At 73.6% G+C, this 11,898-nt stretch carries 13 protein-coding genes; 5 read left to right on the top strand and 8 right to left on the bottom strand.

Annotated elements, in window-relative coordinates; all coding sequences use genetic code 11:
* Positions 1 to 169: 169 nt before the first annotated feature.
* The 3 genes from ACWGH0_RS33790 to sigE form a co-directional block, all read right to left on the bottom strand.
* The gene (locus ACWGH0_RS33790) at positions 170 to 2,158 is read right to left on the bottom strand and encodes a trypsin-like peptidase domain-containing protein (RefSeq protein ID WP_453408094.1); all 1,989 of its coding nucleotides are present in this window, start codon (positions 2,156 to 2,158) and stop codon (positions 170 to 172) included.
* A gap of 94 nt (positions 2,159 to 2,252) precedes the next feature.
* The gene (locus tag ACWGH0_RS33785) at positions 2,253 to 3,182 is read right to left on the bottom strand and encodes an anti-sigma factor family protein (RefSeq protein ID WP_453408093.1); all 930 of its coding nucleotides are present in this window, start codon (positions 3,180 to 3,182) and stop codon (positions 2,253 to 2,255) included.
* The gene (gene sigE, locus ACWGH0_RS33780) at positions 3,179 to 3,958 is read right to left on the bottom strand and encodes an RNA polymerase sigma factor SigE (RefSeq protein ID WP_453408092.1); all 780 of its coding nucleotides are present in this window, start codon (positions 3,956 to 3,958) and stop codon (positions 3,179 to 3,181) included. Before sigE ends, ACWGH0_RS33785 begins: the two co-directional genes overlap by 4 nt.
* 141 nt (positions 3,959 to 4,099) lie before the next feature.
* Between sigE and ACWGH0_RS33775 the strand changes: the two genes are divergently transcribed.
* Complete coding sequence (locus ACWGH0_RS33775) at positions 4,100 to 4,765, top strand: O-methyltransferase (protein ID WP_453408091.1); 666 nt, start codon at positions 4,100 to 4,102, stop codon at positions 4,763 to 4,765.
* A gap of 100 nt (positions 4,766 to 4,865) precedes the next feature.
* On the opposite strand, the gene ACWGH0_RS33770 is transcribed toward ACWGH0_RS33775, so the two are convergent.
* Positions 4,866 to 5,033: a DUF3117 domain-containing protein gene (locus tag ACWGH0_RS33770; protein WP_003966491.1), complete on the bottom strand. Its 168-nt coding sequence runs from the start codon at positions 5,031 to 5,033 to the stop codon at positions 4,866 to 4,868.
* Positions 5,034 to 5,347: 314 nt separating this feature from the next.
* Here ACWGH0_RS33770 and chcB point away from each other — a divergent pair, with 314 nt between their 5' ends.
* Complete coding sequence (gene chcB / locus ACWGH0_RS33765; RefSeq protein ID WP_453408090.1) at positions 5,348 to 6,148, top strand: 2-cyclohexenylcarbonyl CoA isomerase; 801 nt, start codon at positions 5,348 to 5,350, stop codon at positions 6,146 to 6,148.
* 6 nt (positions 6,149 to 6,154) lie between these two features.
* Here the strand turns inward: chcB and ACWGH0_RS33760 are convergent, their stop codons facing one another.
* Positions 6,155 to 6,742, bottom strand: coding sequence for a DNA-3-methyladenine glycosylase I (locus tag ACWGH0_RS33760; RefSeq protein WP_453408089.1), 588 nt, complete (start codon positions 6,740 to 6,742; stop codon positions 6,155 to 6,157).
* Complete coding sequence (locus ACWGH0_RS33755) at positions 6,739 to 7,116, bottom strand: DivIVA domain-containing protein (protein WP_453408088.1); 378 nt, start codon at positions 7,114 to 7,116, stop codon at positions 6,739 to 6,741. Before ACWGH0_RS33755 ends, ACWGH0_RS33760 begins: the two co-directional genes overlap by 4 nt.
* 106 nt (positions 7,117 to 7,222) lie before the next feature.
* Between ACWGH0_RS33755 and folP the strand changes: the two genes are divergently transcribed.
* Positions 7,223 to 8,083, top strand: coding sequence for a dihydropteroate synthase (folP, locus tag ACWGH0_RS33750; RefSeq protein ID WP_453408087.1), 861 nt, complete (start codon positions 7,223 to 7,225; stop codon positions 8,081 to 8,083).
* 69 nt (positions 8,084 to 8,152) lie between these two features.
* Here the strand turns inward: folP and ACWGH0_RS33745 are convergent, their stop codons facing one another.
* Complete coding sequence (locus ACWGH0_RS33745) at positions 8,153 to 8,902, bottom strand: LOG family protein (protein WP_453408086.1); 750 nt, start codon at positions 8,900 to 8,902, stop codon at positions 8,153 to 8,155.
* Positions 8,903 to 8,971: 69 nt separating this feature from the next.
* On the bottom strand, positions 8,972 to 10,051 hold the full coding sequence (gene dapE / locus ACWGH0_RS33740; protein ID WP_453408085.1) for a succinyl-diaminopimelate desuccinylase: 1,080 nt from the start codon (positions 10,049 to 10,051) through the stop codon (positions 8,972 to 8,974).
* A gap of 85 nt (positions 10,052 to 10,136) precedes the next feature.
* Here dapE and ACWGH0_RS33735 point away from each other — a divergent pair, with 85 nt between their 5' ends.
* Positions 10,137 to 11,123: a heavy metal transporter gene (locus ACWGH0_RS33735; RefSeq protein WP_453408084.1), complete on the top strand. Its 987-nt coding sequence runs from the start codon at positions 10,137 to 10,139 to the stop codon at positions 11,121 to 11,123.
* A 290-nt stretch (positions 11,124 to 11,413) separates the two neighbouring features.
* The gene (locus ACWGH0_RS33730) at positions 11,414 to 11,860 is read left to right on the top strand and encodes an ATP-binding protein (protein WP_453408083.1); all 447 of its coding nucleotides are present in this window, start codon (positions 11,414 to 11,416) and stop codon (positions 11,858 to 11,860) included.
* Positions 11,861 to 11,898: the final 38 nt, after the last annotated feature.

Here is an 11,898-nt window from a genome sequence, read left to right as displayed (position 1 = left end):
CCCCGCCGCGGGCTGCGCACGGGTCGGGGCCGGGCCCAGGGTCCCCGCCCACTCGGTCGGGAGGGAACCTTCCCCCCACAGGGGCGCGCACCCCGGGCGACCGGGCCCCCCGCCCGGGTCCCCGTCGCGGTACGCGGCCCCTGCCCGCCCGGGCCGGGGATCGCGTGCCTCAGTCGCTGTCGGCCGATCCCAGCGTCACCGTGACCGTGCGCTCCCGGCCCGAGCGCACCACGGTCAGCTCCAGCCGGTCGCCGGGGCGGTGGGCGCGGATCCTGACGATCAGCTCCTGGCCGTTGTGCACCTTCTGGCCGTCCACCTCGGTGATGACGTCGCGGGGCCGGATGCCGGCACGGGCGCCGGGCCCGTCGGGTGTCACCGCCGGGCCGTCGGCGCCCTTCGTGCCGACGCGGGCCCCGTCGCCGGTGTACTTCATGTCGAGCGTGACCCCGATGACCGGGTGGGTCGCCCTGCCGGTGTTGATGAGTTCCTCGGCGACGCGCTTGCCCTGGTTGATGGGGATGGCGAAGCCCAGGCCGATGCTGCCGCCCTGGCTGCCTTCGAGGCCCGCGCTGTTGTCGGCCGCGCGTATGGCGCTGTTGATGCCGATGACGCGGGCCTGGGCATCCACCAGGGGGCCGCCGGAGTTGCCGGGGTTTATCGGGGCGTCGGTCTGGAGGGCGTTGACGTAGCTGACGTCGCTGCCGTCGCCCTTCTCGCCGCCCGCCGTGATGGGGCGCTCCTTGGCGCTGATGATGCCGGAGGTGACGGTGTTCTGGAGGTCGAAGGGGGCGCCGATGGCCACCACCGGGTCACCGACCTGCACGTCGTCGGAGTTGCCCAGGGGCAGCGGCTTGAGCCCGTCGACCCCCAGGACCCGGACGACCGCGAGGTCGTAGCCGCTGTCCTTGCCGACGAGTTTCGCCTTCGCGGTCTGGCCGCCGCTGAAGGTGATGTTGATCGTGCCGTCGGACCCGGCGGGCTCCACGACGTGGTCGTTGGTGAGGATGTGGCCCTTGGCGTCGAGTACGAACCCGGTGCCCGTGCCCTGCTCGCCCACTCCGCTGACGTGCAGGGTGACGACGCTGGGCAGGGCGCTGGCCGCGATGCCCGCGATGCTGTCGGGAGCGCGGCCCTTGCCGTTCGCGGGCGCGGCCTGGGGCAGTTCGACGCGGGTGATGCCGCCGTTGCGTTCGGCGTACGAACCGATGCCGCCGCCGATGCCGCCGGCGACCAGGGCGATCAGCAGCGCCCCGACGAGCGTGCTGCCGCGGCGGGCCTTCTTCGGCCGTCCGCCGCCCGCCGGGTCGCCGGGATGGGTCAGCGGCTGCTGAGGAGCGCCCCAGGGGTCGTACTGAAGCCACTGGGAGGTCGGCTGGGAGTGGCCGGGCTGGGGGTGGCCGGACTGGGGCTGGTGGTGCGGCTGGTGATCGTTCCGGGGGTGGGGGTGCTGCGGGGACTGGGGCTGCTGGTGCTGGTGCTGGTGTGACGGAGCCATGGGCACACCGGCCCCGTTCATCGCCTGCCCTCCGGCCGCTCCGGGCGGTACGGGCGCTCCGGGCGCTCCGGGCGGTACGAACGTGCCCTGCGGCGGGGTCGGCACCGGCCGCTGCACGGGCGGCGCGGGAGCCCAGGGGCCCGGGCCGCCGTAGGGCGGGGTGGCGTACGGATCGGGCGCGTGCAGCGGCTGCCGGGCGACGGGCTCGGCGTCGACTGGCTGCGGCGGCACGGATACAACCGCCACCCGCTCGGCGGCATCCACGGGCGCCGTGGTCCCCACCGGTTCGGCTGTGCTTACCGGCGCGGTGGTCCCCACCGGCCCGGTGGTGCCGACCGGCCCGGTGGTGCCGACCGGCCCGGCAGCCTCCACCGGCTTGGTCGTGTCCACCACGGCCGTGGGCCCCACCCGCTCGGCGGTGCCGGCCGGCGCCGTGGTTCCGGCCCGCCCGGTGGTGTCCACCGGCGCAGCGGTCCCCGCGCGCCCTGTGGTGCTCACCACCGCAGGGCCGTCCGCCGGCTGTCGCTCGGCGGTCCCGGCCGCCGCGTGCTCCCCCTCGGAAGCCGGGGCCGGCGGAACCTCGTCCTGCTCCGGCGCCCCGTGCAGCGGCGCGGGCCGGCTCCACCACTTCGCCTTCGGACCGGTGGGCGTGCCCTCGTTCATGCTCTCCCCGCAACCCCACGAGCACGCCCGCAGGGCGGTGCACGTTCGCTGTCCGTGCCCCCTGCGGGGCACCCCTGCCGAGATTCAACCAGCCTCAGGGGGAAACGGGCAGCCCGGGAGCCAAGGGAGCGAGTGACGGCGCGGCACTCACCGACGGGCGGTGACCCGGGTCGTACGCGAGGGACAGGGCGGACCCCGACCGGCGGATCAGCGGCAACGGGGCCTCGGCCGTGAACGCGGGGGCGGAGAAGGGCTGCGTCAGGGCGAGCCCCTGCGCGCCGCCCTGCCCGGTGCCCGTGCCGAAGAGCCGCGACGGCACGGCGTCGTTCGTCCCGGCGCCCGCGACGGCGCTCGCGGCGACCGGAGCGCTGCCCGCCGTACGGCGTCGGGTGGTGTCCGCGGCGCCGCTCGGGCCCGCCACGCGCGGCGGCGTGACGCTGTTGCCGGAGCCGCCCCGCGCGGTCGTCTCACCGGCGGAACCCGCCGGCATGGCGCCGCCGAGGGCGAACGCGGCGAGCGACACCGCGCTGGCGGCCGCGAAGGCGAGCCGCCTGCCGCGTCCGCCGGACCGCTCGGCCTCCGCACGGCCCACGTCATGGATCCGGAAACCGCGGCTGGGCGCGGCGCCGGGCAGCACGCCCGTGTGCCCGCGGGCCGGGGCGTAACCGAAGTCGAAGCCGCCCCGACGGCCGGGTCTTCCTCCCGGAGTCCCCGCGCCGAAGACGCCCTGCCCGAAGCCGCCCTGTCCGAACGGTCTGGAGTCGTCGCCGTCGTCGCCCCCGGGGCCGCCGCCGGGCAGCCCCTGGAGCCGGGCGAGCAGGCCCTCGGACGGCGGCGGCGGCGCGGCGGTGGAGAAGACGTTCTTCAGGCGGCGCTGTGCGTCGGCCTCGGCCTTGCACTTGGCGCAGGTCGCCAGGTGGGACAGGACGCGCTCGCGGACGTCATGGCTCAGCTCACCGTCCACCAGGGCGGCCAGCCGGTCCCCGAGGTGCTGCTCGGCGTCGGTGGGTCGGATGCCACTCACTCGGCTCCGCCCTCTCCGCCCACCGCGGCCGCACCCGTGCCCACGCTCGCGAACGAGCGCTGCTCGGCACGTGCCGCGGGAGACCGGTGCTTGAGGGCCTTGCGCAGGTGGGAGCGGCCCCGGTGGATCCGGCTGCGTACGGTCCCGAGCTTGACGCCGAGCGTCGCGGCGATCTCCTCGTACGACAGGCCCTCGATGTCGCAGAGCACGACCGCGGCACGGAACTCGGGCGCGAGGGTGTCCAGCGCCTGCTGCACGTCCGCGTCGAAGTGGGTGTCGTTGAAGACCTGCTGCGGGGACGGCTCACGGCTCGGCAGCCGCTCGGCCGCGTCGTCGCCGAGCGCGTCGAAGCGGATGCGCTGCTTGCGGCGGACCATGTCCAGGAACAGGTTCGTCGTGATGCGGTGCAGCCAGCCCTCGAAGGTGCCGGGCGTGTACGTCGAGAGCGAACGGAAGACGCGGACGAACACCTCCTGGGTGAGGTCCTCGGCGTCGTGCTGATTGCCGGTCAGGCGGTAGGCGAGTCGGTACACGCGACCACTGTGCGTGCTGACGATCTCCTCCCAGGTGGGCGGAGTCCACGCCTGGGATTCCGCATCGGAGGCGAAGGTCGCGGTCTGTGCGGAATGAGTGGAAGGCGCGCGGTCAGCAATGTCGGTCACGGATTTCGGCTCACCCGCCGACCTGAGAAAGCGCCGCAGCACTCCTCCCCGATCCACAGGCGCAGCCGCACCTCCCCTATCGGCTCTGGTGGTGTCCAGTGGAGCCCCTACCATAGCCACCTCGCCCGTTAGCTCCGGATAAGCGTCTTTACGTGAATTTGGAACCCGCATGCGGTCCTGATCCATGTCTCCCCCCGCTCTCTACAACGCCCGGTCCCATCTGCGGGTTCCCGACGCCAGCGGATACAGTCACGGTTGCGCCAACTACGGGGACAGGAGAGGGCCATTACCGCCAACCGGCAGACGAACTGGGCGTTCGCCGACGCCTATGTCGCCGAGGACGAAGCCCTGCACTGGGCGCGCGATCGGGCCCGGGAGGCAGGACTGCGCGCGGTGTCGCCCGGGACGGGGGCCGCGCTGCGGCTCCTCGCCGCCACCGCGGACGCCAAGGCGGTGGCCGAAATCGGTACGGGCACCGGCGTTTCGGGCATCTATCTGCTCAACGGCATGCGGCCCGACGGCGTACTGACCACCGTGGACCCGGAGCCGGAGTGGCAGCAGTTCGCCCGCGAGGCGTTCCGTGCGGCCGGCTACGCGGCGAACCGCTCGCGCTTCATCCCCGGGCCCGCGCTCGACGTCCTCCCCCGCCTCGCCGACGGCGGGTACGACCTGGTGTTCTGCGACGGCGACCGCCTCGAGAGCATGGACTATCTCGCTGAATCGTTGCGCCTGCTGCGGCCCGGCGGCATCGTCGTGTTCGAGGGCGTCTTCGCGGACGGCCGCACCGTCGACTCGGCGGCGCAGCCCGCCGAAGTGCTGCGCCTGCGGGAGCTGCTGCGCGCGGTGCGCGAGAGCCGCCGGCTCCTGCCGACGCTGCTCCCGGTGGGCGACGGCCTGCTCTGCGCGGTACGCCGCGGCTGAGCCGCCCCGCCGTCGCCCCGCCCGAACCGGCCCCGCACACAGCACTGCCCCGGCACGCTTGCGGCGTACCGGGGCAGTGAAAAGTTCGGGCGCTTCCGCGTCAGCCGACGACCTTCTTCAGAGCGTCGCCGAGCGCATCGGCCTCATCCGGAGTCAGCTCGACGACAAGTCGTCCGCCGCCTTCGAGCGGAACGCGCATGACGATGCCCCGCCCCTCCTTGGTCACCTCGAGCGGGCCGTCGCCCGTTCGCGGCTTCATGGCCGCCATGCTCGTTCCCCTTCCTGAAACCAGCTCATCGCAGCCGGCGGCCCCGAGTCGGGCAGCTGTGTCACCGGCATCGAACACATTGCTTCCAGGTCATTATCCCGCATCGCAGGACCCAATGACCAACATCGCTCCGCATCGCTTGCGCAACGCGCTCTCTCAAAACCACCCAATTCGGCGGTCCGCCTGCGATACTTCGCCGCCCACGGCCGTCCGGCGACCTCACATTGTTAGACGCAGGTCACATGTGCAGCCCCGGTGATCTCCGCCATGCTGATCAGGACATGCCCACCCGCGCCGCAAAAGGGGACACACCGATGGCCGACACCGTGCTCTACGAGGTGACCGACGGACTCGCGACGATCACGATCAATCGTCCCGACGCCATGAACGCCATGAACACCGAGGCCAAGGTCGCCCTGCGGGACGCGGTGCAGGCCGCCGCCGCCGACCAGGCGGTACGGGCCGTCCTGCTCACCGCCACCGGCCGGGCCTTCTGCGTGGGCCAGGACCTCAAGGAGCACATCGCCTCGCTCGCCGCCGACCGCGAGAGCGGCTCCGGCCGGACCATGAGCACGGTGCGCGAGCACTACAACCCCGTCGTGCGGGCCCTGACCGAGATGCCGAAGCCGGTCGTCGCCGGGGTGAACGGCGTCGCGGCGGGCGCGGGCGCGGGCTTCGCCTTCGCCGCCGACTACCGGGTCGTGGCGGACACGGCCTCCTTCAACACCTCTTTCGCGGGGGTCGCCCTCACCGCCGACTCGGGCGTCTCGTGGACGCTGCCGCGCCTCATCGGCCAGAGCCGCGCCAGTGACCTGCTGCTTTTCCCCCGCTCGATCACCGCCCAGGAGGCCCGCGACCTGGGCATCGCGAACAAGGTGGTGCCCGCGGCGGACCTGGCCGCCGAGGCCGCCGCCGTGGCGCGCGCCCTGGCCGACGGCCCCACGCTCGCGTACGCCGCGCTCAAGGAGTCCATGGCGTACGGCGCGGGCCACACGCTGAGCGAGACCCTGGAGAAGGAGGACGAACTCCAGACCAGGGCGGGCGCGTCGGAGGACCACTCCATCGCGGTCCAGGCGTTCATCGCCAAGGAGAAGCCGCGCTACCTGGGGCGCTGAGGGCCCCTAGGAGCCAGCGCCCCGCGCGACGCACCCGGCGAGGTGGTCGTCGACCAGGCCGCACGCCTGCATCAGGGCGTAGGCCGTGGTCGGGCCGACGAAACGTATGCCCCGCTTCTTGAGCGCCTTGGACAGGGCGACGGACTCCGGGGTGGTCGCGGGAACGTCCGAGAACGTCTGCGGCGCCGGGCGCGTCGCGGGGTCGGGGGCGTACGACCAGATCAGGTCGTCCAGCTCGCCGGCCCGCCAGCCGGCGAGCGTCCTGGCGTTGGCGAGGGTCGCCTCGATCTTGGCGCGGTTGCGGATGATCCCCGGGTCGGCGAGCAGGCGCGCGGCGTCCTCGTCGGTGAAGGCGGCCACCGACGCGATACGGAAACCGGCGAAGGCGGCCCGGAAGCCCTCCCGGCGGCGCAGGATCGTCAGCCAGGAGAGTCCGGACTGGAACGCCTCCAGGCACAGCCGTTCGTACAGGGCGTCGTCGCCGTGGACCGGGCGGCCCCACTCCGCGTCGTGATACGCCACGTACTCCTCGGTGGACAGGCCCCAGGGGCAGCGCAGGCGGCCGTCCGGGCCCGGCTCGGCTCCGCCGATCACGGCCTCGGCCCCTCGTGCGGCGCGTCGCGCGGCGGCGCGTCCTTGAAGAGGTTCGCGCCGCCGACGGCTCTGGCCTGGACGCCGGCCAGCGCGGCCTCCAGCTCCGCGATGCGGGCGTCGCGCTCGGCCAGCTCCGCGCCGAGGCGGCCGAGCACGTCGTCGACCTCGCCCATCCGGTAACCGCGCGGGGCCAGGGGCAGCCGCAGCGCCTCCACATCGGCACGCCCCACCGGGCGTGTCGCGGGCAGCGGATCCACCAGCCGGTCGGGCGCGGCCTCCGGCAGCACGCCGCCGCTGTCGTCGCCCCCGCCGACCACGGCGAGGGTGACCGCGGCGACCACGACGACCATCGCCACCACCAAGAACAAGAACACGAGCGTCTCCCCGGGCCACACGCGAAGCGGAAACTGTCCGGTCCCGATCGTGCCATGCGCCACTGACAGTTAAGGTCGCAGGCGACCGACGCGAGGAGGAAACACGGTGCTCAGGCTGGGACGGCGCGAGTTCGCAGCGCACGAGCCGGTGATCATGGCGATCGTGAACCGGACCCCTGATTCGTTCTACGACCAGGGTGCGACGTTCCGCGACGAGCCCGCGCTCGCCCGCGTCGAGCAGGCCGTGTCGGAGGGCGCGGCCATCATCGACATCGGCGGCGTGAAGGCCGGACCGGGCGAAGAGGTGAGCGCGGACGAGGAGGCGCGGCGCACGGTCGGCTTCGTGGCCGAGGTGCGCCGGCGGTACCCGGACGTGGTGATCAGCGTCGACACGTGGCGGCACGAGGTCGGCGAGGCGGTCTGCGAGGCGGGGGCGGACCTGCTGAACGACGCGTGGGGCGGCGTCGACCCGCGGCTGGCCGAGGTGGCCGCCCGGCACGACGTGGGCCTGGTGTGCACGCACGCCGGCGGCGCGCAGCCGCGGACGCGCCCGCACCGGGTCGCGTACGACGACGTGATGGCCGACATCCTCGACGTGACCGTAGGGCTCGCGGAGCGCGCGCAGGGCCTGGGCGTACGGCGCGACGCGATCCTGATCGACCCGGGGCACGACTTCGGGAAGAACACCCGGCACAGCCTGGAGGCCACGCGGCGGCTCGGGGAGATGGTCGGGACGGGGTGGCCGGTGCTGGTCTCGCTCTCCAACAAGGACTTCGTGGGCGAGACGCTCGACCGGCCGGTGAAGGAACGCGTGGTCGGCACGCTCGCCACGACGGCGGTGTCGGCGTGGCTGGGGGCGCGGGTCTACCGGGTCCACGAGGTCGCCGAGACCCGGCAGGTGCTCGACATGGTGGCGTCCATCGCGGGGCACCGCCCGCCGGCTGTGGCGCGGCGCGGGCTGGCCTGAGAGGTACGCGGCGGACGGTGGCGGGGAGGGGCGCCGCTGCGCGGGGGCGCCCGCGCAGCGGCTGCCCGCCTACCTCTCCGACTCCTTCGACACCAGGGCCACCGCCTCGTCCACGCTGTCCGTCACGTGGAACAGCAGCAGGTCCTTCTCCGACGCCTTCCCCTGCGCGATCACCGTGTCGCGCAGCCAGTCGACCAGGCCGCCCCAGTAGGCCGAGCCGAAGAGCACGATCGGGAAGCGCGTGACCTTGCGGGTCTGGACGAGCGTGAGGGCCTCGAAGAGCTCGTCCAGCGTGCCGAGTCCGCCCGGCAGGACCACGAAGCCGTGCGCGTACTTCACGAACATGATCTTGCGCACGAAGAAGTAGCGGAAGTTGACGCCGATGTCGACGTGCGGGTTGATGCCCTGCTCGTAGGGCAGCTCGATGCCGAGGCCGACCGAGATGCCCCGGGCGTCCCGCGCGCCCTTGTTCGCCGCCTCCATCGCGCCGGGACCGCCGCCCGTGATCACCGCGAACCCGGCTTCGGCGAGCGCCCTGCCGATCTGCACGCCCGCCTCGTAGTCGGGCGTACCGGCCGGTGTGCGGGCCGAGCCGAACACGCTGATGGCCGGCGGCAGTTCGGCGAGGGCGCCGAAGCCGTCCACCAGCTCGGCCTGCATGCGCATGACCCGCCACGGGTCGGTGTGGACCCACCCGGTGTCACCGTCCGAGTCCAGCAGTCGCTGGTCGGTCGTGCCCGGCTGAATCTGATCGCCACGGCGCACCACCGGCCCCAGACGCTGCTCTTCCGGGACTCGCCCCTCTTCAGGAATCGCCATGCCGTACTCCCTCCGCTGCCGAACATTGTCCGGTCAGCGTAGGTCCACACACGTGACGAACAGTGAAAGTCAGGCAGTCAGCCAGGCGCGAAGTCGCTCCTCGCAGTGCGTGATCCGCTCGACGGCCACGTGCTCGTCGCGCTTGTGCGCGAAGATCGGGTCGCCGGGGCCGTAGTTGACCGCGGGAACGCCGAGCGCGCTGAAGCGCGAGACGTCCGTCCAGCCGAACTTGGGTTGCGCGGTGCCGCCCACCGCCGCCATGAACGCCGCGGCGGCCGGGTGCGAGAGGCCGGGCAGCGCCGCCCCCGAGTGGTCGTCCACGACGAACTCGGCGATGTCGCAGTCCGCGAAGACCTCGCGCACGTGCGCGAGGGCCTCCTCCTCGGTGCGGTCGGGCGCGTACCGGAAGTTGACCGTCACCGTGCACGCGTCGGGGATGACGTTGCCGGCGACGCCGCCCTCGACGGCGACGGCGTTCAGGCCCTCGCGGTACTCCAGCCCGTCGATCACCGGCCGCCTCGGCTCGTACGCCGCCAGCCTGGCCAGGATCGGCGCGGCCGTGTGGATCGCGTTGGACCCCATCCAGCTCCGGGCCGAGTGGGCCCGCTCCCCGGCCGTGCGCAGCAGTACCCGCAGCGTGCCCTGGCAGCCGCCCTCGACCTGTCCGTCGGACGGTTCGAGGAGTACGGCGAAGTCGCCCTCCAGCCAGTCGGGGTGGGCGTCGGCGATGTGCCCCAGGCCGTTCAGGTGCGCGGCGACCTCTTCGTTGTCGTAGAAGACGAAGGTCAGGTCCCGGTTGGGTGCGGGGACGGTCGCGGCGATGCGCAGCTGGACGGCCACCCCGGACTTCATGTCGCTCGTGCCGCAGCCCCACAGGACGCCGTTCTCGTCGAGCCTGGACGGCACGTTGTCCGCGATCGGGACGGTGTCGATGTGCCCGGCCAGGACGACCCGCTCGGCGCGCCCCAGATGCGTCCGGGCCACCACGTTGTTGCCGTGGCGGTCGACGGTGAGGTGCGGCAGGGCGCGCAGCGCCTCCTCGATGGCGTCGGCGAGCGCCTTCTCGTTGCCGCTGACCGACGGGAAGTCGATGAGCCGGGCGGTCAGCGCGGGCGCGTCAAGGAAGAGGTCAAGCGGAGATTCAGCCATGGCCCCGAGCCTAACCGGCGGTGGCCGGAGCACGCCGGGTCGTCCCCCGGCGGGCGCCGAAACCGCCTCCAGTACCTTAGGCAGCGTGCCTGAGCCCACCTCTTCCGTCACTCGCGGCCGCGTCCTGCGCATCGCGGCGGGCGTCGCCGTGCTGCTCGCGCTGGCCGGATACCTGGTGGCGCAGTACGTGACCGGCGGCGCGGGCGCGCCGCGCTGCACCGTGCGCTCCGCCGAGGGCGACGGGGCGACGTACGAGCTCAGTCCCGAGCAGGCTGTGAACGCCGCGACGATCTCCGCGGTGGGCACCTCGCGCGGGCTGCCGGAGCGGGCCGTGACGATCGCGCTGGCGACCGCGCTCCAGGAGTCGGCGCTGCGCAACATCACGTACGGCGACCGGGACTCGCTCGGGCTCTTCCAGCAGCGTCCCTCGCAGGGCTGGGGCACCCCGAAGCAGATCCTCGACGCCGGTTACTCGGCCGGGAAGTTCTACGAGCACCTGGAGAAGGTGCCCGGCTACTCGCGGCTGCCGCTGACGGTGGCCGCCCAGCGCGTGCAGCGCAGCGGTTTCCCGCAGGCGTACGCGAAGCACGAGCCGGACGCGGCGCTGCTGGCCGCCGCCCTCACCGGACGCACGCCCGCCTCCCTGACCTGCACGGGTCCCCGCGACGCGCAGCCGGGCAGGCCCGCCGACGTGCGGGCCGCGCTGGTACGGGACTTCGGGCCGGACGTACTGCCCGAGGCGGGGGCCGCCGGGTCCCCGGACGCGGCGGGCACTTCGGGCGCATCGGACACGGCCGCCGCGGCCGGCGCCGCGGCGAAGCTGGGCGGCGCCCCCGCAGCGGCCACGGTGACCGTGCCCGTACCCGCCCGGGCCGCGGGAGTACGCGGCGCCGCCGGGGACCGGCGCGGCTGGGAACTGGCGCACTGGGCCGTGGCGCACGCCGCGGAGCTCCGTATCGAGCGGGTCGCCTACGCCGGCCGCGTGTGGACGACCGGGGACGTGCGGCGGACCTGGCACTCCGAGGACGCCCGGAACGGCTCGGGAGAGGTCCGGATCACCACCGCGCAGTAGTGCGGACGATCACTCGGAAGCAGTAAGCGGGGTGTGCCCGGACGGGGTTGCGCACGCACCTGCGGGCCGTCACCCCTCCGCTCCCGGATTTCCCGGAGAACAAAGGGAAACCGCCCTCGGACGCCCGCTCCGGGGGCGGTCCGTTTGCCCGGGTTCATCCGGAGCCGATAATGCGACGCATTGCAAACTCTTTACCTTGGTGCACCGCAACCTCCCCCGCCCTCCGAGCGGTTGTCACGGCGTCTGATCGTCGGACAGACCGTCTCGACTCTTCCCGTCTAAGGAGCACCATGTCTCTCCCCCTGACCCGTCGGATCGCCCGCGCCGCTCTCCTCATCGCGGCCGGCGCAGCCCCCGTGGTCGGTGCGGCCGGCTCCGCGAGCGCCGCTGACCTGCCCGCCGCCCCCAACCTGGGCGGCCTGACCGCCCTGGACGGCGCCGGTCTCGGCGACTCCGTCGACAGCGCGGCGCAGAAGGGCTCCAAGACTGCGGGCGACACCGGCAGCAAGGCCGTCAAGAAGGCCGTCCCGGCCGCCGGCAAGACCGTGGGCAAGGCCGGCAAGACCGCCACCCCGGCCGCGCAGAAGGCGGCCGGTGACGTCGCCGGCAGTGCCGGTGAGGTCCTCGGCGACACCACCAAGACCGCGGGCGGCGGCCTGCCGGCCGCCGACGCGCTGCCCACCGGCGGCGGCCTGCCGACCGGCTCGCTGCCCAGCACGGGCCTGCCCCTCGGCTAGTCCGCGGGCGTACGCGAAGGGGCCCCGGGGAGCAACGA

The organism is Streptomyces sp. NPDC054887 (genome assembly GCF_053610585.1).
This window is presented reverse-complemented; position numbering and strand designations above follow the sequence as displayed.

Excerpts from the sequence above, each read along its gene's own strand:
- ACWGH0_RS33790 (WP_453408094.1), bottom strand. The coding sequence starts at position 2,158 with ATGAACGAGGGCACGCCCACCGGTCCGAAGGCGAAGTGGTGGAGCCGG.
- sigE (WP_453408092.1), bottom strand. The coding sequence starts at position 3,958 with ATGGTAGGGGCTCCACTGGACACCACCAGAGCCGATAGGGGAGGTGCG.
- ACWGH0_RS33770 (WP_003966491.1), bottom strand. The coding sequence starts at position 5,033 with ATGGCGGCCATGAAGCCGCGAACGGGCGACGGCCCGCTCGAGGTGACC.
- chcB (WP_453408090.1), top strand. The coding sequence starts at position 5,348 with ATGGCCGACACCGTGCTCTACGAGGTGACCGACGGACTCGCGACGATC.
- ACWGH0_RS33745 (WP_453408086.1), bottom strand. The coding sequence starts at position 8,902 with ATGGCGATTCCTGAAGAGGGGCGAGTCCCGGAAGAGCAGCGTCTGGGG.
- dapE (WP_453408085.1), bottom strand. The coding sequence starts at position 10,051 with ATGGCTGAATCTCCGCTTGACCTCTTCCTTGACGCGCCCGCGCTGACC.
- ACWGH0_RS33730 (WP_453408083.1), top strand. The coding sequence starts at position 11,414 with ATGTCTCTCCCCCTGACCCGTCGGATCGCCCGCGCCGCTCTCCTCATC.